The organism is Aquimarina sp. MMG016 (assembly GCF_018100805.1).
Classification (GTDB): domain Bacteria; phylum Bacteroidota; class Bacteroidia; order Flavobacteriales; family Flavobacteriaceae; genus Aquimarina.
The window spans coordinates 39,167-55,706 of record NZ_JAGJEA010000004.1; the positions used below are offsets into that span (position 1 = coordinate 39,167).

17 protein-coding genes and 1 pseudogene are annotated in these 16,540 nt (G+C 32.6%); 13 read left to right on the forward strand and 5 right to left on the reverse strand.

The features are described from left to right. Nucleotides 1-7 precede the first annotated feature (7 nt). Nucleotides 8-418, reverse strand: coding sequence for a Holliday junction resolvase RuvX (gene ruvX, locus J8M14_RS09185; RefSeq protein WP_211074319.1), 411 nt, complete (start codon nucleotides 416-418; stop codon nucleotides 8-10). 127 nt (nucleotides 419-545) lie between these two features. Here ruvX and J8M14_RS09190 point away from each other — a divergent pair, with 127 nt between their 5' ends. Next, on the forward strand, nucleotides 546-1,361 hold the full coding sequence (locus J8M14_RS09190) for a 2,3,4,5-tetrahydropyridine-2,6-dicarboxylate N-succinyltransferase (RefSeq protein ID WP_211074320.1): 816 nt from the start codon (nucleotides 546-548) through the stop codon (nucleotides 1,359-1,361). Between the two features lie 71 nt (nucleotides 1,362-1,432). Continuing rightward, nucleotides 1,433-2,524, forward strand: a complete 1,092-nt coding sequence (locus J8M14_RS09195) for a glycosyltransferase family 9 protein (RefSeq protein ID WP_211074321.1) — start codon at nucleotides 1,433-1,435, stop codon at nucleotides 2,522-2,524. On the opposite strand, the gene J8M14_RS09200 is transcribed toward J8M14_RS09195, so the two are convergent. Beyond that, nucleotides 2,493-3,314 carry a glycosyltransferase family 2 protein gene (locus tag J8M14_RS09200; RefSeq protein WP_211074322.1) on the reverse strand — a complete coding sequence of 274 codons (822 nt, stop codon included), beginning with the start codon at nucleotides 3,312-3,314 and terminating at the stop codon, nucleotides 2,493-2,495. The two genes, J8M14_RS09195 and J8M14_RS09200, sit on opposite strands and share 32 nt — an antisense overlap. Nucleotides 3,315-3,390: 76 nt before the next feature. On the opposite strand from J8M14_RS09200, the gene J8M14_RS09205 reads away from it, so the two are divergent. Continuing rightward, a complete protein-coding gene (locus J8M14_RS09205) occupies nucleotides 3,391-4,152 on the forward strand; it encodes a glycosyltransferase family 2 protein (RefSeq protein ID WP_211074323.1) in 762 nt (253 codons plus the stop codon). 7 nt (nucleotides 4,153-4,159) lie between these two features. Here J8M14_RS09205 and J8M14_RS09210 read toward each other — a convergent pair whose 3' ends face one another. The 3 genes from J8M14_RS09210 to J8M14_RS09220 form a co-directional block, all read right to left on the reverse strand. After that, entirely contained in the window at nucleotides 4,160-4,936 is a 777-nt protein-coding gene (locus J8M14_RS09210; RefSeq protein WP_211074324.1) for a lipopolysaccharide kinase InaA family protein, read from the reverse strand. Between the two features lie 72 nt (nucleotides 4,937-5,008). Further along, nucleotides 5,009-5,809 (reverse strand): glycosyltransferase family 2 protein, encoded by an 801-nt coding sequence (locus tag J8M14_RS09215; RefSeq protein WP_211074325.1) that lies wholly within the window; start codon nucleotides 5,807-5,809, stop codon nucleotides 5,009-5,011. Nucleotides 5,810-5,819: 10 nt separating this feature from the next. Next, complete coding sequence (locus tag J8M14_RS09220; RefSeq protein WP_211074326.1) at nucleotides 5,820-6,770, reverse strand: hypothetical protein; 951 nt, start codon at nucleotides 6,768-6,770, stop codon at nucleotides 5,820-5,822. Between the two features lie 108 nt (nucleotides 6,771-6,878). Between J8M14_RS09220 and J8M14_RS09225 the strand changes: the two genes are divergently transcribed. The 10 genes and pseudogenes from J8M14_RS09225 to J8M14_RS09270 all read left to right on the forward strand — a co-directional run bounded on the left by J8M14_RS09225 (nucleotide 6,879) and on the right by J8M14_RS09270 (nucleotide 16,487). After that, a complete protein-coding gene (locus J8M14_RS09225; RefSeq protein WP_211074327.1) occupies nucleotides 6,879-7,520 on the forward strand; it encodes a class I SAM-dependent methyltransferase in 642 nt (213 codons plus the stop codon). 24 nt (nucleotides 7,521-7,544) lie between these two features. After that, the gene (locus J8M14_RS09230) at nucleotides 7,545-8,531 is read left to right on the forward strand and encodes a glycosyltransferase (protein ID WP_211074328.1); all 987 of its coding nucleotides are present in this window, start codon (nucleotides 7,545-7,547) and stop codon (nucleotides 8,529-8,531) included. Continuing rightward, on the forward strand, nucleotides 8,531-9,100 hold the full coding sequence (locus tag J8M14_RS09235) for an L-threonylcarbamoyladenylate synthase (protein ID WP_211074329.1): 570 nt from the start codon (nucleotides 8,531-8,533) through the stop codon (nucleotides 9,098-9,100). The genes J8M14_RS09230 and J8M14_RS09235 overlap by 1 nt, the downstream gene beginning before the upstream one ends. Before the next feature lie 212 nt (nucleotides 9,101-9,312). After that, nucleotides 9,313-10,299 (forward strand): glycosyltransferase, encoded by a 987-nt coding sequence (locus J8M14_RS09240; RefSeq protein WP_211074330.1) that lies wholly within the window; start codon nucleotides 9,313-9,315, stop codon nucleotides 10,297-10,299. Nucleotides 10,300-10,355: 56 nt separating this feature from the next. After that, nucleotides 10,356-10,535 (forward strand): annotated as a pseudogene (locus J8M14_RS09245) (Sua5/YciO/YrdC/YwlC family protein); the annotation flags it as partial. Between the two features lie 7 nt (nucleotides 10,536-10,542). After that, nucleotides 10,543-11,982 (forward strand): HD domain-containing protein, encoded by a 1,440-nt coding sequence (locus tag J8M14_RS09250; protein ID WP_211074331.1) that lies wholly within the window; start codon nucleotides 10,543-10,545, stop codon nucleotides 11,980-11,982. 5 nt (nucleotides 11,983-11,987) lie between these two features. Then, entirely contained in the window at nucleotides 11,988-13,022 is a 1,035-nt protein-coding gene (locus J8M14_RS09255) for a COX15/CtaA family protein (protein ID WP_211074332.1), read from the forward strand. A gap of 45 nt (nucleotides 13,023-13,067) precedes the next feature. Continuing rightward, nucleotides 13,068-13,583 carry a hypothetical protein gene (locus J8M14_RS09260; protein ID WP_211074333.1) on the forward strand — a complete coding sequence of 172 codons (516 nt, stop codon included), beginning with the start codon at nucleotides 13,068-13,070 and terminating at the stop codon, nucleotides 13,581-13,583. A 94-nt stretch (nucleotides 13,584-13,677) separates the two neighbouring features. Then, nucleotides 13,678-14,736, forward strand: coding sequence for a nucleoid-associated protein (locus J8M14_RS09265; RefSeq protein WP_211074334.1), 1,059 nt, complete (start codon nucleotides 13,678-13,680; stop codon nucleotides 14,734-14,736). A gap of 329 nt (nucleotides 14,737-15,065) precedes the next feature. Beyond that, the gene (locus J8M14_RS09270) at nucleotides 15,066-16,487 is read left to right on the forward strand and encodes a hypothetical protein (RefSeq protein ID WP_211074335.1); all 1,422 of its coding nucleotides are present in this window, start codon (nucleotides 15,066-15,068) and stop codon (nucleotides 16,485-16,487) included. The last annotated feature ends 53 nt before the right edge of the window (nucleotides 16,488-16,540 follow it).

Below are 16,540 nucleotides of genomic sequence, written 5' to 3' on the forward strand. Positions count from 1 at the left end.
TATATTATTATTGATTATACAAATAGTCCTGAAGTATAATCGTTGCACTAATCTGATCTACTAATGCCTTATTTCTTCTTTTCTTTTTCGAAATCCCGCTGGCAAGCATAGTATCAAAAGCCATTTTAGAAGTAAAACGTTCGTCTATTCTCTTTATTGGAATTTCAGGAAGCTCGTTTGTTAATTTTTCTAAAAAAGGCTGAATTAATTTTTCACTTTCTGAAGCCTCTCCGTGCAACCTTTTCGGTTCTCCTACTATAAAAAGCTCCACTGCTTCTTGAGCAACATAATCTTTTAGCCAGGATAATAGATCTTTAGTATCAACCGTAGTTAATCCGGAAGCTATAATCTGAGATTCATCCGTAACAGCTATCCCGCATCGTTTACCACCATAATCTATTGCTAGAATTCTTGCCATAAGAACTTTTCTGCAAAAGTATGATTTTATTATAAAACCACATTATTTATTAATGCTTTCCTAAAATATGGTTTAACCCTACTTTTTTCGAACTAAGCTATTATCTTTACCAAAATTTTTTTAATTCATGAACCAACTAAAAGAAACCATAGAAAATGCCTGGGATAACCGGGAACTTCTAAAAGAACCACAGACTCAAAACGCCATAAGAGAAGTTGTAAGCCTCCTGGATGCTGGAGAACTTAGGGTTGCAGAACCTGTTGAAAACGGATGGCAAGTAAATGAATGGGTAAAGAAAGGGGTTGTCCTTTATTTTCCTATCCAAAAAATGGAAACTCTGGAAGCAGGAATTTTTGAATACCACGACAAAATTCCATTAAAAAAAGGATATGAAGCCAAAGGAATAAGAGTAGTACCTAATGCAGTAGCTCGCCACGGAGCATACATTTCACCTGGTACTATCTTAATGCCTAGTTATGTGAATATCGGAGCTTATGTAGATGAAGGAACTATGGTAGACACTTGGGCTACAGTAGGTAGTTGCGCTCAGATCGGTAAGAATGTCCACCTTAGTGGTGGTGTAGGTATCGGCGGAGTATTAGAGCCATTACAAGCTGCTCCGGTTATTATTGAAGATAATGCCTTTATAGGATCACGATGTATTGTAGTTGAAGGTGTACGAGTAGAAAAAGAAGCTGTTTTAGGAGCTAATGTTGTACTTACGGCATCTACCAAAATTATTGATGTTACAGGAGATACTCCAGTAGAAAGAAAAGGTGTTGTACCTTCTGGATCAGTTGTAATTCCAGGAAGTTATACTAAAAAATTCGCTGCCGGAGAATATAATGTACCTTGTGCATTGATCATTGGTAAACGAAAAGAAAGTACTGATAAGAAAACTTCACTTAATGATGCACTTCGCGAATATGATGTAGCTGTTTAGGTTGAAGAAATACATATATTGAGCTTGTCTCCGGCAACAGACAAGCTCAATTATTTTTAATTGATAGTCCAATGAAAATATTAGTCATTCAACAAAAAATGATTGGTGATGTACTCACCAGCACTATTATTTGCGAAGCATTACGAAAAGAGCATCCTAATGCGACTATTGATTATCTTGTGAATTCTAGCACAAAACCAGTTATACAGGAAAATCCTTTTTTTGATCATATTATTGAGTTTAAAAACGAATATCGAGATAGTAAAAAAGAATTTTACTCGTTTTTAAAAAAAATACGAAGCTCTAAATACGATCTTGTTATTGATGCCTACGGAAAATTAGAGAGTAATCTAATTTCATTATTCTCTGGAGCTTCAGAAAAAATCTCTATGTATAAATGGTATACTCAATTTTTATACACAAAAACTATACATAGAAAATCTGAACCTATTACTAATGCTAGTATTGCCATAGAAAACAGATTACGCCTGGTCATTCCGGAAAATCGAATTGCCACCGAAATTATAAAGCCCAAAATATTCTTAACCCAGGAAGAAAAAGATAAAGCCTCCGAATACCTGGAGTCTAATGGTATTTCTGACAAGACCCCTTTAATAATGATTAGTGTTTTGGGTAGCGACATGAGAAAAACGCTACCTTTTAAATATATGGCAGAAGTGATTGATAAAATTGTTGCGATCACAGGAGCTAATATTTTATTTAACTACATTCCTAGCCAGGAAAAAGATGCACGAACCATATATAACTTTACTAATTTAAAAACGCAAAGAAATATTCATTTTGATGTATTCGGGAGAAGTCTCAGAGGGTTTATCGCTATTCTTTCGCATTGTGATGCACTAATAGGTAATGAAGGCGGTGCTGTGAACATGGCTAAAGCATTAAACAAGCCTACATTTACTATTTTTTCTCCCTGGATTATAAAGAAGGACTGGAATATGTTTGAGGACGGTATCGATAATGACTCCATACACCTTATTGATGTAAAACCTGAATTATATGGAAACAAATCTCCAAAAGACATGAAAAATCAAGCACTGGAGTTGTATAAAGAATTTTCATCAGATGTAATTATCCCAAAATTGCAAACGTACTTGAACAACTTAGAGATTAATTCTTTTCAATCCCAAAAGGGGTTCTGATCACTTTATTCTTTTTGGTCATCTTTCGGATTACATTATTTTTCTCAATCATTTCAGGTTTAACATAACCTCTTTCATGATAAAGATGTAAACAAATAGCACTATATCTAATTTGTTTCGCCTTGATCCCCATATTGAATAACCGTTCACCTATTTCCCGATCTTCTCCACCGTATTGCATTCTTTCATCAAAACCATTAACAGCTAACACATCTTTTTTCCAACCAGAAACATTCATTCCATCCCAAGTGGCTTTAGTTGGTGTAATGAAATTTAAAAAACGTTCTTTAACTCCTGTAGAGGTTAATTTATTTAACTTAAAAGAAGACTTTAGCCCTTTACTTTTTAACCATTTTACATCAAAGCTTCTTTGATCCTGTATATCTTCTTTTGAAATTAGTTCAGAAATTGATTTTGGTAATTTAAAATACCCTCCGGACAGGAACCAACCTTTTTCTCTTAACCTTACATGGGTCTCAACAAAATCCCAGCGAGGAATACAATCTCCATCAGTAAACAAAAGATAATCAGCTTCTGATTGCAAAACTGCTTTATTAAGTATTACGGTTTTTCTAAAACCTTTATCCTCATGCCAAACATGTTTTATTTTAAAGCTAGACGCTTTAGAAAATGCTTCTATAACTTTTTTAGTATCTGTTGATGAACCGTCATCAGCTATAATTATTTCGAAGTTTTTAAAACTTTGACACTCATAACCCAACAAGACTTTCCTCAACCATTCTGATTGGTTATAGGTACTAATGATTACGGTGACTTCTGGTAATTGCATTGTGGTAAAAATAACTATTTTTGCACGATACCTTCATAAAAACAATAGATATCAATCAATTTCTTAAAATATTCAGATGATCAAACTCTCAGCTGTTATTATTACCTACAATGAAGAACAGAAAATAGAACGTTGTCTTTCTTCTTTGGCTGGCGTAGCTGATGAGATTGTGGTTGTGGATTCTTTTTCTACTGATCGCACAGAAGAGATTTGCAAAGCATTTAATACAAAATTCGTTAAGCAGAAATTCTTAGGATATATAGAACAGAAAAATTTTGCCATTACTCAGGCAACACACGATTATATTATCTCTCTGGATGCAGATGAAGCATTATCTCCAAAACTTCAAGAGTCTCTACTTAAACTGAAATCTAATTGGAAACTCGATGGTTACTATATGAATCGGTATAATAATTTCTGCGGGCAATGGATCAAATACTCTGATTGGTATCCGGATAAAAAACTAAGGGCTTTTAAAAAAGGAAAAGGAGAATGGCAAGGAATTAATCCTCACGATTCTTATACATTATTTAATCAGAAATCTTCAGCAAAGCTGAAAGGCGATATCCTACACTGGAATTATACTAATTATCAAGAATTTAATCTAAGCACAGACAAATTCTCAACTATCTCTGCTAATTCTTATTATAAGTTAGGAAAAAAAGCACCTATTTGGAAAATCATATTGAATCCAAGTTGGGCTTTTTTTAAATCTTATTTTTTAAGATTAGGTTTTCTAGATGGTTTGAATGGTTTTGTTATTTGTATACAAACCGCAAATATTACATTCCTGAAGTACACTAAATTAAGAGAGTTAATCAAGAAAAATAAATCATAACTATCTACTAATCTCTATACTTCTTTTTCCAAAAAAAGATCTTACGCTTCAGCTTACGTTTACCGTGATATCTATTCTGAAACTCCTGTGTATATTGCCACATCAGATTAAAGATTTTTGATTCATCTTCTCCTGTGCATTTAGCATATTCATTACTCATTACCTTAATCATTGATTCGTGAATTGTTAATCGGGCAAAGTTTTTGATACGTGTTTCGAAATCCATTTCACCAAACTCCATCCGGTTTAAATCCACAAGATAGAACTCATAATCTTTATCAACTCTTTTAATCAATGTATTCCCGGGGGAGTGATCTAAAAAATTTATTCCGTTTTCATGAAGCTTGTACGTAAATCTAGTAAAAGCTCTGAGAATCTCTTCGTGATCAGGTATATTAAAATCTGTTGTTAATTCTCGATAAGTCAGATCACAATCCACTAACTCACTGACATAATAACTTCTTTTAAATAAAAATAAAGTAGTCTGAACTTCATAAGCCACCGGAAAAGGTGTTAAAACACCCAAATCAAGCAACTGGTTAGCATACATAAATGAACGTTCTGCTTTAGATTTTCTAAAAAAACGATATGCAATTTGGTTGATTAGATTAGGTATTTTAAAAGATTTAATCGTAAGATTTTTACCTTGTAAAGGTATAATCTTGATTACATTTCGTTCTGCATCTCCAAGAATATCGGCATAACTATCAAAATTTTCAACAGCATTTTTGATTTCTTTTTTTACATCTTTATAAGAATTGTGAATATGTAATTGACCTGGCATAGTTCAAAAAATAAGGAACAAAGATATTTATTTTAGCATAGCATATAGAGAATTACCAATTCATTATGACATTTAAGTCAGATACTTATCAATACCATTCTGGCATCTAATAATTCTCTCCGAAACCGTTTTATTCTGAATTTTATTACCCTTATCAGGATTTTCAAGAATAGATGGTTTATGATAAATATGAAAGCAAATTCCGGTAAACTTCAGTCGCTTTGGCATTTTACCTAAAAAAGTCAATCGCAAGCCAAAATCGTAATCTTCGAACCCCCATCCCAGATAATCTTCATTATATCCGTTAATTGCAATAGCATCATCTTTCCAATAAGACATATTTGCTCCTCTCAATTTGCCTGTCACTGATTTTTCTGGTTTTCTAGTTTTATAAACAAAAGGCAGGTATAATGCTCTCATTCTTTTCTTCAAACCGCTAGAAAATAAGTTTAAATTAGATTTTTTTTGAGAAAGTATTCTTTCTGACTTTTCTTTGGTTAAAGTTACCCTTGATCCAAATAAAAACAAGTTCTTATTACAATTTTCAAGATGATTTTTCACAAAATGTTTATGTAAAATAATATCACCATCTATCTGTATAATATACTCAGATCTAATTGTTGCAATTGCTTTATTTAGTATTATTGTTTTAGTAAATCCATTGTCTTCGTGCCAAATATGGCGCAAAGGAATAGGAAATATGTTCTTATAACCATTTATCAACTCCTTAGTTTCATCTTTAGAACCATCATCTGCTATTACTACCTCATCCGGTATTACAGACTGATTCAACACACTCTTTAGCACCAAATCCAAAGCTTCTGGCCAGTTATATGTAGAAATTAACAAGGTAACACTTGGGTAATTATTCATCTATTTATATTTACTTTAATCCAAAAACCTCATCAACCCAAAAAGATAAAGTATACCTTTTGTATATCTCTTTCGGGATTTGCTCATATGGAGTTTCAAAAAAAGATTTTGGTATTTCTATATTATCTTTATCAACTACCAAAATATTATTAGGGTTATAAAAATCATACGTAATGATATCCTTATTAGTAGTAATCAATTTTTTAGAAAACCCAATACTCTCAAAAACCCTAAAAGTCAAACCTGCCTGATTTTCTCTATGCACATCTAACAAAACATTTGATTGAGAAATAAACTGTTCTACTTTATTCAGATCCATGGTATTTCTAGAATATTCAATTTTAGTAGTCTTATCGCTTTCTGAATTTTTACCTACTATTACAATCTTGTATGCAATATTTATTTTATCTAATGCTAAAGCAATATTTTGTATCACTTTATCCCGTTTTCCTGATGAGCTAATGTTAAATATTTGATAATCATTAGAGTTACTTGCATGGCTATTTTCTTTATAAATGAAATTAGTTATAAACGAAAAACCAAAACGTTCAACATCCTCTTTCTCAAAAGAATAAGCCTTATCAAAAACATCATAAATCTTTGATATTTTAGGCGATCTTCTGTAGTTGTCATTAAAAAACCCAAGCAGATGATCTGTATACGGCTTTATCTTTTTGATAAAATCCGGATTTAAAAAGTCACCTTTTATAATTAAAATTTTATCTTGGTGCCCATTTGCATTCAATTCATTAAGAATTTTTTTCTCTAGAAACTTCTTTTTTATATTATATTTAAAAAAAAGTTTTGTGAAGAAATTGAAAATCTTGTGAAAGAAAGTAGGGTATTGGTAGCGTAGTTGATAAAAATTTATTTGGTTAACCTCAATGTTTTTGCGTTCTAATTCTTTAGCAATAAATTGATTAAACCCCCAGTTATCTAAGCTGATTAATGTGATTTTCATATATAGTTATATAATACAATATTAAGAATTTAATACTTAAAACAAGACTATATTTGAAATCAAAACTTACTTGCTATAATTTTCTTTAATTGAAAAATAATTACTTAAATGGATTACCATAATAAACCTGATAATTATTACAATAATACTAGGCATGAAATGCTTACTTTTCTCCCTAAAGGTTCTAAAACAGTATTAGATATTGGATGTGGAGAAGGAGCTTTTTCGGGTTATATTAAGGAAAAATACAATGCTGAAACCTGGGGAATTGAGCTAATGCCGGAGCATGGTAAAAAAGCAGAAAAAGTACTGGATAAAGTTTTTATTGGTGAGTGCGAAAAATTGATTGACGACCTCCCTGACAATTATTTTGATGCCATATATTTCAATGATGTTTTGGAACATTTGGTGGATCCATATTGGGTATTGGAAAAAATAAAAAGTAAACTATCGGATAACGGCGTCATTATAAGCTCTATACCTAATATTAGATATCACAGTGCTCTAAAGAGTCTAGTGATTAATAAAAATTGGGAATACAAGGATAATGGAGTTATGGACAAAACTCATTTACGATTTTTTACAGGCAAAAGTATTGCTAATATGTATAAAAGGCTTGGATACAAAATAATTACTCATAAAGGAATTAACAGAACCAAATCTATAAAGCCATACTTCTACAACATTCCATTTTTGTTTACTGCTATGGATATGTGGTATTTGCAATATGCAACTGTTGTAAAAAAATAGTATTTCTCATATTAATACTAGCTTATGAAAATACTTATCGTAGATAAATCTGCCAAAATACCCGCAACAAAATATGGTGGTACAGAGCGCGTTATATGGGGCTTAGGAAATGAACTTGTCAAACTAGGACACAAGGTATCTTTTCTGGTTAATAAAGAGTCTTCTTCAGATTTTGCTAAAATAATCCCTTTTGACGATAAGAAAACTATTAATGATCAGATTCCGGGCGATATTGACATAGTTCATCTCAATCATGCTATAGATGAAAATATTAACAAACCATTTTTAATCACAATGCACGGTAATCCTGGTATCAATCAATTAATTGATATCAATACAGTTTTTATATCTAAAAACCAGGCAAAAAGATACAATTCTAATACATTTGTTTATAATGGATTGGATTGGAGCGATTATCCAAAACCCGTATTAAATCAAGAAAGAAAATATCTACATTTCCTTGGAAGAGCTCCCTGGAAAATAAAAAATGTTTTTGGTGCTGCAAAAATCGCGATAAAATCAGACAACAAACTTCATATTTTAGGAGGAGATAGATGGACATTTCGAAATTTCAAAAGAGGTTTTAAATATATTCTTAATCCTAATATTATATTTAGAGGAATGGTGGATAATTCTACCAAAATGAACATTATGAAAAATTCCAAAGGACTAATATTTCCTGTAATATGGCACGAACCTTTCGGATTGGCTATTATAGAAAGCCTGTATGCTGGCTGCGCAGTTTTTGGAAGTAAAAATGGATCCTTAGAAGAACTTATAACTCCACAAGTTGGCTACACCAGTAACAATTCAAATGAACTTGCAAAAGCTATAAAAGAGTTTGATTATAATCCCAAAATATGTTATGAATATGCAGTTAACAACTTTAATTCAAAGATAATGACAGAAGAGTACATAAAACTTTATGACAAAGTACTCTCTGGAGAAAAACTGAATTCTGAAATTCCAGAATATATAGAAGCAGAGAATATAATACCAAAATTTATCTAATGGCAGATCAACAAGTAGAAATGGAAAAAGCACTCACAACCCTAAAACGAGGAGGACTTATCCTCTATCCCACTGATACGGTATGGGGAATCGGTTGTGATGCAACAAACGCAGAAGCTATCGACAAAATATTTGCTCTAAAACAAAGAGAAGAGAGTAAATCTATGATCTGTTTAGTTAGTGATTTTAAAATGCTTCAGCAATATGTTGAAGAAGTTCCAGAAGTAGCGTATGACATACTTAAATATGCCAAAAAGGCTACGACTATAATCTATGACAGGCCACTGCGAGTAGCAGAGAATATTATCGCTGATGACAATACTTTAGGTATACGTGTGGTTAGAGATCCTTTTTGCGGAAGATTAATTCGAAAATTCAAGAGACCAATCGTTTCTACTTCAGCAAATATTAGTGGTAAACCTACGCCAAACAACCTAAAAGAAATAAGTAAAGAGATTTTGGAAGGCGTAGACCATATAGTAAATTTGCCGTTACAAAATAAAGGTGTTAAACCTTCTTCAATTATCAAAATAGGAGGAGATAGTACTGTAAAAATTATTAGGAAGTAAATTGTTCATGTCCGAAACTAAAAATCATTGCTCTCTCAGAATCCTTATATCATCTTTTGATGATTCATTAAGAACGATGAGAGCTGTCCGATTTACAATTTAGTTGAATTTTAAAATTGAAGAAAAGTCATTAGATACTATTTCTGAAAAATTAAGATTTATTATTGTTTTTGGATTACAATCTATATTATATAAAAACTAAAAACCACATAATGAATATACTTATAGAAGATAAAACTGCTGTACTACCAGTTAAAAAATATGGAGGTACAGAACGCGTAATATGGGGCCTAGGAAAAGAATTAGCTAAAATGGGGCACAAAGTATATTTTTTAGCAAAAAAGGGATCTCATAGTGATTTTGCAACTGTAATTAATTTTGATGAAACAAAAGATATAAAAGATCAGATTCCTCAAGAGATAGATGTGGTACATTTATTTCATTCATCCGGAAAAAATTTAGATAAACCATATCTCTTTACTATGGAAGGTAACCCTCCTCCTAATCAAGTATTAGATAACAATATGGTTTTTGTTTCCAAGAATCACGCTAATAGATATGGTTCTAATTCATACGTATACAACGGTATTGATTGGGATGATTATCCTGATCCCATTTTGGATGGAGAGAGAAAATACCTTCATTTTCTTGCTAAGGCCTCTTGGAAAATAAAAAACCTATTTGGCGCAACAAAAATAGCCTTAAAATCAGGAGAAAAACTTCATGTAATGGGAGGAGATAGATTGACATATCGTAATATCAAAAGAGGGTTAAAGTACATATTAAATCCAAACATCATTTTTCTTGGCATGGTAGAGAACGATGTTAAAATGAAGGTTGCACAAAATTCAAAAGCTCTTGTTTTTCCTGTAATATGGCACGAACCATTTGGGATAGCTATTACCGAAAGTATGTATGCTGGCTGCGCAGTTTTTGGAACTAAAAATGGGTCTTTAAAAGAGTTAATCACACCAGAAGTAGGATTTACAGGTTCTAACTCGGACGAAATAGCAAAAGCCATAAGAGAGTTTGATTACAATCCCAGACGATGTCATGAATATGCTGTTAAGTACTTTAATTCTAAAGTAATGACCGAATCTTATCTTAAGCTTTATAAAAAAGTTATGCAGGGGGAAAAGCTGAATCCAGAAAATCCTAAGTACATAGCATCAAAAAATACTGTCCCCGAATTTAATTAGTGGAAGATCACCAGTAGAAATAGAAAAGCATTTACAATTCTAAAATAGCTTATTTTGTTTCTACTTCAGCAAATATTAGTGGTAAACCTACGCCAAATAACCTAAAAGAAATAAGTAAAGAGATTTTGGAAGGCGTAGACTATGTTGTAAATTTGCCACTGCAAAATAAAGGTGCTAAACCTTCTTCGATTATCAAAATAGGAGGTGATAGCACTGTGAAAATTATCAGGAAGTAAATCGTTCATGTCCGAAGCTAAAAATTATAAAGAAGCACTACAACACCCTATTTTTAAAACAATTACTCAAGCAGCAGCCAATCTAAATCTTGATAGCTATGTCATTGGAGGGTTTGTAAGAGACTATATACTACAAAGAGGAAACGCCAAGGATATTGATATTGTAGCTGTCGGCAGTGGAATAGAACTCGCCAAAGAAGTTTCCAGACTTTTACCAAATAATCCTAAAGTTCAGGTTTTTAAAACCTATGGTACTGCGATGCTAAGATCCGACGAAATCGAAGTTGAATTTGTTGGAGCACGCAAGGAATCTTATACCGAAGATAGTCGTAATCCAATGGTAGAAAATGGAACTCTGGAAGATGACCAAAATAGAAGAGATTTTACCATCAATGCATTGGCGCTAAACTTAGCTAAAGATCATTTTGGAGATATTCTCGATCCTTTTGATGGATTAGAAGATTTGAAGTCAAAAATCATTCGCACTCCTCTGGATCCTGATGTCACCTATTCTGATGATCCACTCAGAATGATGAGAGCCATTCGATTCGCAACGCAGTTGAATTTTAAAATTGAAGACAAATCATTAAGAGCAATCTCTAAGAATAAAGATCGCATTAAGATCATCACCAAAGAACGAATTGTTGATGAGCTTCATAAAATATTATTAAGTGACAGACCTTCAGTTGGCTTTAAATTATTGGAGACTACAGGACTTCTTCCATATATTTTACCCGAATTAGTTGCCTTAAAAGGTATTGATGAGATCGAAGGTCAAAAACACAAAGATAATTTTTACCATACACTAGAAGTAGTTGACAATATTTCTGAAAACACAGATGATCTATGGTTACGCTGGGCTGCTTTACTACATGATATAGGCAAGGCTCCCACTAAAAAATTTAGCAAAAAAGTAGGATGGACATTTCACGGTCACGAATTTGTGGGCTCTAAAATGGTTTTTAAATTATTTAAGCGTCTAAAAATGCCTCTGAATGAAAAGATGAAGTTTGTTCAGAAAATGGTATTAATGAGTTCTCGTCCTATTGTGATTGCTTCAGGAGTTACGGATTCTGCAGTTCGCAGATTGGTTTTTGATGCCGGAGATTATATTGAAGAATTGATGACGCTTTGCGAAGCAGATATTACGACCAAAAACCCAAAACGTTTTAAGAAATACCATAACAATTTTAAGATTGTTCGCCAAAAGATGATTGAAGTTGAAGAACGGGATCATATTCGTAATTTCCAACCACCGGTTACTGGTGAGGAAATTATGGAAACCTTCAACATTAAACCTTCACGAGAAATCGGAATCATAAAAGAGGCTATAAAAGAAGCTATTCTAGAGGGTGAAATACCTAATGAACACAAAGCAGCATATCAGTTTATGATTAAGAAAGGAGGAGAATTAGGGTTGAAAATTACTAAGAATCTTCATAAATAAAAAACATGAAAAAATATTTCAGACCACTTGTCATTACTTCCCTCGTATTCATTTACCTGATTATAATAGCAGGTGCTGTGGTAAGAATGACCGGATCCGGAATGGGATGTCCGGATTGGCCAAAGTGTTTTGGATATTATATTCCTCCTACAGAAGAAGCACAGATACAATGGCAGCCAAATGTTGAGTATAAAAAAGGGTTTATAGTCATCGTTAATGAAGAACTAAGAATTGCTCCAAAAGATTTTGTTTCTACAGAAACCTATAACCCAACGAATTGGAAAGGCTATACAAAACATGATTATGCAAAGTTTAATGTATGGCATACCTGGATCGAATATATTAACCGTCTAGTCACCGTGCTTTCAGGAATTCCTATGCTTATCATGTTTTTAATTTCATTTACGTATTGGAAAACAAGAAAACAGATTCCTGTTTTTACCACCATTACTATTTTGGCTATGGGTTTTCAGGCTTGGCTAGGAAAAGTTGTTGTAGATTCTAATTTACTACCCTTCAGAATAACAATTCATATGGTTATGGCTTTTGTCATTCTGGCGATCCTATTATATATACTGTTTTTAACCAGAAAAAAAGAGACCTCAAGAACATTTACCAACACATTTAAAGGTGTTTTTATCTTTTCTGTTATTCTCACGTTAGTCCAAGTAGCTTTGGGGACCCAAGTACGTCAACATGTAGATGAGCAAGTAAAAGCTATAGGAGAACTAGCTAAATCTGAGTGGTTAAATCCTCCTACAATAACATTTTATATTCATAGATCATTTTCGGTACTGGTAGTTTTAGTAAATGCTTGGCTATTTCTTCAACATAAAAAATTACAACTAGGACTATCTAAACTGAACTGGGTACTGATATTTATTGGTTTAGAAGCGCTTAGCGGTATTATTATGTATTATTTTGATTTTCCTTTTCTAACACAGCCCTTGCATTTGGTATTAGCTTCTTTATTATTCGGTGTACAATTTTTTATTCTTTTAGAAGTTTTTAAACTTAAAAAACCGAATTCTAAAATCTGAATTCAGATTTTAGCTTGTATCTTTGCAAATCCAAATTAGTATAACATGATTTACCGTTTCAGAGTTATTCTGGATACAGAAGAAGATGTGTTTAGAGATATCGAAATAGAGCAAGATGCTACTTTAGAGCAGTTTCATAATGTGATTACCCAATCCTTTGGGTTTGATGGTACAGAAATGGCATCATTTTACGTTAGTGATGAACAATGGAACCAGGGAGAAGAAATTTCACTTTTTGACATGAGTGATGGTAGTGAACCTGTTCGATTAATGAATGAAACCACCTTAATCGATGTGGTCCATGAAGCATCTCCTAAACTGATCTATATTTATGACTTTTTAAGTATGTGGACCTTTTTGGTAGAATTAGCAGAAATCGCAGAATACGAAAACGGAATGGAATATCCTAACGTAATGTTTATTCATGGTCAAATCCCTGATGCTGCACCAGACAAAGAATTTAAAGCTGATGAATCAGGAAGTTTTGACGAAGGAAATGATAATGAATTTTTAAACCTTGATGAATATGATGACTTAGGGTTTGATGAGAATTGGAATTAAAATAAAATAATTTATCTTTTCCGCGAAGGCGGGAAACCATATAACTAACTATAATTAAACAGATTCCTGCTTACGCAGGAATGACAAGGATGTCATGATCAACCTATACAGCACCCAGATTGAATCCCTTTCGGTTCATAGAATCGGAAACAAAAGCAGAAACGAAAATATATTCTTATCAGAGTCTCCTTATGCGCTAAATGATGAATTGACTGCATTACTAAAGGAATACTTCTTTAAGCCTTTTAGAGAAAAAGAGGAAAACTACTTTCAGTTTGCTAATGAAGTAGATGTAGAGTTTAATCCTCTATATAAAATTGTTTCTGAGATTTTTGATAACCCTTCTTCGGTACATGAAAAATCTAAGAGAATTGCTTCTTTATTATATGAACAATCACAACATCCACATATCAAAAGTGGTGAAGTGTATGTAACTTATCTGGATAATGTGGCTATTGATAACGAAAAAGTATCAGCTTTAGGTATTTTTAAATCTGAATTAAAACACGATTTCTTACAATTCGAAGAACAAGGAAGTGATTTGGAACTATTAATCCAGCAGGGAGTTAATTTGAATAAGTTAGATAAAGGCTGTTTGATTTTTAATCATAAAAAAGAAGAGGGATATAAGATTCTTTCTGTGGATTCTAATCGATATGACACTAAATATTGGTTAGAGCATTTCTTAGGTGTAGAAGCTTTTGCGGATGAAAATTTCTATACCAAAAAGTATATGAAATTTTGCCAAGATTTTGCCAAAGATGTAGTACTACCGGCAGAAGACAAAAAGGAAGAAGTAATGTTTATGAACCGTGCGGTAAATCACTTTGCTAAGAATGACGAATTCGAAGAATCTGCTTTCTTAAACGAGGTGATTGATAATCCTGATCTGATTCCTGAATTTAAGCATTACAAGACAGAAAAAGCTCCAAAATACCAGATTGAAGACCTTACCTCCTTCCCTATTGCAAATAATGCAGTTACTGCAGCTCGCAAAAAAATCAAGAATGTGATTAATCTGGACACCAATGTACAGATCAAGATGGATTTCATTAATCCCGAATCTGCAGAGAAGTTTGTAGAAAAAGGCTGGGACGAAGAAAAACAGATGTATTATTACTTGGTCTATTTTAATAAGGAGCAGAAAACGTAGTTAAAGTTTATGAGTGTTTGAGTATGTGAGTTTTTGAGAAAATATCTTAAACTCACATACTTTCCTCTCAAAGCAAAGCGTTTTCATTGACTCACCTCTCTACTTCTCACATACTCAACAACTATTTTTAAATTTTATCACTATTCTTTTAAGTCAAAAGATCTAAATCCAGTATCTTCGCGGCTGATTTTTCCCCAATGGTTAATTTTTTTTTATGAAATGGGGTAACATTTTATCTATAAACGGCACTATGAAGTATACATCCTATTCGTGATAATAAAAGATTGTTATCAGTTAGGGTAAAAAATTGACGTTAAATAAACTTTATTATGATTAAACACGTATTAACATTTCTGATTTTAATATCTTTCTCTTCTTTATTAAAAGGTCAAACACAAACACAAGATTTAAATATGGGATTGTACCAATTACAATTTCCTAGTGCAAATGGGGGGTCTAATAGAATTCAAAGTTTTGGAGGAACTTTTCCTGGAACTTGGTTATTCAAATCTAGATTTGATAACATAACTTTAGATGCTGGAGAAAATGAGAATAATAAATATAAAATCCTTTTTTTGAGTGGTGGTATAGAAAGAGCGAGAATGAATGGTGACGGAAAATTTGGTATTGGAACTTCGAATCCGAAAAAAAGATTTCATATTTCAGCTCCTTCTGATGATGGAATTGCTTTAAGTTCTGGTAATGCTATACTAGGAGAAACAGGTTCGGGTACTTTTACACAACTTCTTTTCTGGAATGGGACAAATTCTTATTATGGAAGAAGTGCTACAGGAGCTGGAATAAATAACCACTATTTTAGAACTGGTGGTATAGATAGAATGATTATAAACTCTAATGGTAATGTAGGAATAGGAACAACAAACCCTACCGAGAAACTACAAGTAAATGGGAATATATCTGCCTTTGAAGGTGATATAATTTTACACAACAACTCCATAAATCAAGAAGATAGTGGAACAATTCGTTGGAATGAATATCCTGGGGGAACAAATACCAATCAATCAGGTGCATATATGAAATATAATGGTAGTAATAACTACTTACAAATATCTACCAATGATGAAAACAATAATTATGAACACGTAAGAGTTTATAGAGGTGGTAGGTTAGTACTACAACCTAATTCAGGCAATGTGGGTATAGGAACTACAAATCCATCTGGTAAATTAGAAATTTTAAAAAATGCCGATTTATCCAATGCAATAACATTACCTAATAGCGGACTTATAATAAGAGCTGATAACAATGGTAATGATGCAAGCCTTAGGTTTGGAGTAGATAACACCAATCTAAAGGCAGTAATTCAAACACAGCAAACCACAACCGCCGCAAAATTTGATTTGCTTATTAATCCATTTGGAGGAAACATTGGAATAGGAACAACCACCCCAGACTCCAAACTAGCCGTAAACGGTAATATCCACGCCAAAGAGGTAAAAATAGACCTTATAGGATGGCCTGACTATGTTTTTGAAAGTGATTATAACCTACCAACATTGCAAGAAGTAGAAAACCATATCGTAGAAAAAGGACATTTACAAAACATCCCTTCTGCAGCAGAAGTAGCAGAAAATGGCATCCAACTGGGAGAAATGAACAAAAAATTGCTGGAAAAAATAGAAGAACTTACCTTATATATGATTGAGCAAAATAAAAAGACAGCACAGCTGCAAAAAGAAGTAATAGCATTGAAAAAGAAAAATATCGAGCTAGAGAAAAAAATAAAATAGTATGTGAGTTACTGAGTATGTGAGTTTTTGAGTAAATACTTAATCTCACATAC

Excerpts from the sequence above, each read along its gene's own strand:
- ruvX (WP_211074319.1), bottom strand. The coding sequence starts at position 418 with ATGGCAAGAATTCTAGCAATAGATTATGGTGGTAAACGATGCGGGATA.
- J8M14_RS09200 (WP_211074322.1), bottom strand. The coding sequence starts at position 3,314 with ATGCAATTACCAGAAGTCACCGTAATCATTAGTACCTATAACCAATCA.
- J8M14_RS09190 (WP_211074320.1), top strand. The coding sequence starts at position 546 with ATGAACCAACTAAAAGAAACCATAGAAAATGCCTGGGATAACCGGGAA.
- J8M14_RS09220 (WP_211074326.1), bottom strand. The coding sequence starts at position 6,770 with ATGAAAATCACATTAATCAGCTTAGATAACTGGGGGTTTAATCAATTT.
- J8M14_RS09240 (WP_211074330.1), top strand. The coding sequence starts at position 9,313 with ATGAATATACTTATAGAAGATAAAACTGCTGTACTACCAGTTAAAAAA.
- J8M14_RS09260 (WP_211074333.1), top strand. The coding sequence starts at position 13,068 with ATGATTTACCGTTTCAGAGTTATTCTGGATACAGAAGAAGATGTGTTT.
- J8M14_RS09270 (WP_211074335.1), top strand. The coding sequence starts at position 15,066 with ATGATTAAACACGTATTAACATTTCTGATTTTAATATCTTTCTCTTCT.
- J8M14_RS09235 (WP_211074329.1), top strand. The coding sequence starts at position 8,531 with ATGGCAGATCAACAAGTAGAAATGGAAAAAGCACTCACAACCCTAAAA.
- J8M14_RS09250 (WP_211074331.1), top strand. The coding sequence starts at position 10,543 with ATGTCCGAAGCTAAAAATTATAAAGAAGCACTACAACACCCTATTTTT.
- J8M14_RS09230 (WP_211074328.1), top strand. The coding sequence starts at position 7,545 with ATGAAAATACTTATCGTAGATAAATCTGCCAAAATACCCGCAACAAAA.
- J8M14_RS09265 (WP_211074334.1), top strand. The coding sequence starts at position 13,678 with ATGATCAACCTATACAGCACCCAGATTGAATCCCTTTCGGTTCATAGA.
- J8M14_RS09195 (WP_211074321.1), top strand. The coding sequence starts at position 1,433 with ATGAAAATATTAGTCATTCAACAAAAAATGATTGGTGATGTACTCACC.
- J8M14_RS09255 (WP_211074332.1), top strand. The coding sequence starts at position 11,988 with ATGAAAAAATATTTCAGACCACTTGTCATTACTTCCCTCGTATTCATT.
- J8M14_RS09225 (WP_211074327.1), top strand. The coding sequence starts at position 6,879 with ATGGATTACCATAATAAACCTGATAATTATTACAATAATACTAGGCAT.
- J8M14_RS09205 (WP_211074323.1), top strand. The coding sequence starts at position 3,391 with ATGATCAAACTCTCAGCTGTTATTATTACCTACAATGAAGAACAGAAA.
- J8M14_RS09210 (WP_211074324.1), bottom strand. The coding sequence starts at position 4,936 with ATGCCAGGTCAATTACATATTCACAATTCTTATAAAGATGTAAAAAAA.
- J8M14_RS09215 (WP_211074325.1), bottom strand. The coding sequence starts at position 5,809 with ATGAATAATTACCCAAGTGTTACCTTGTTAATTTCTACATATAACTGG.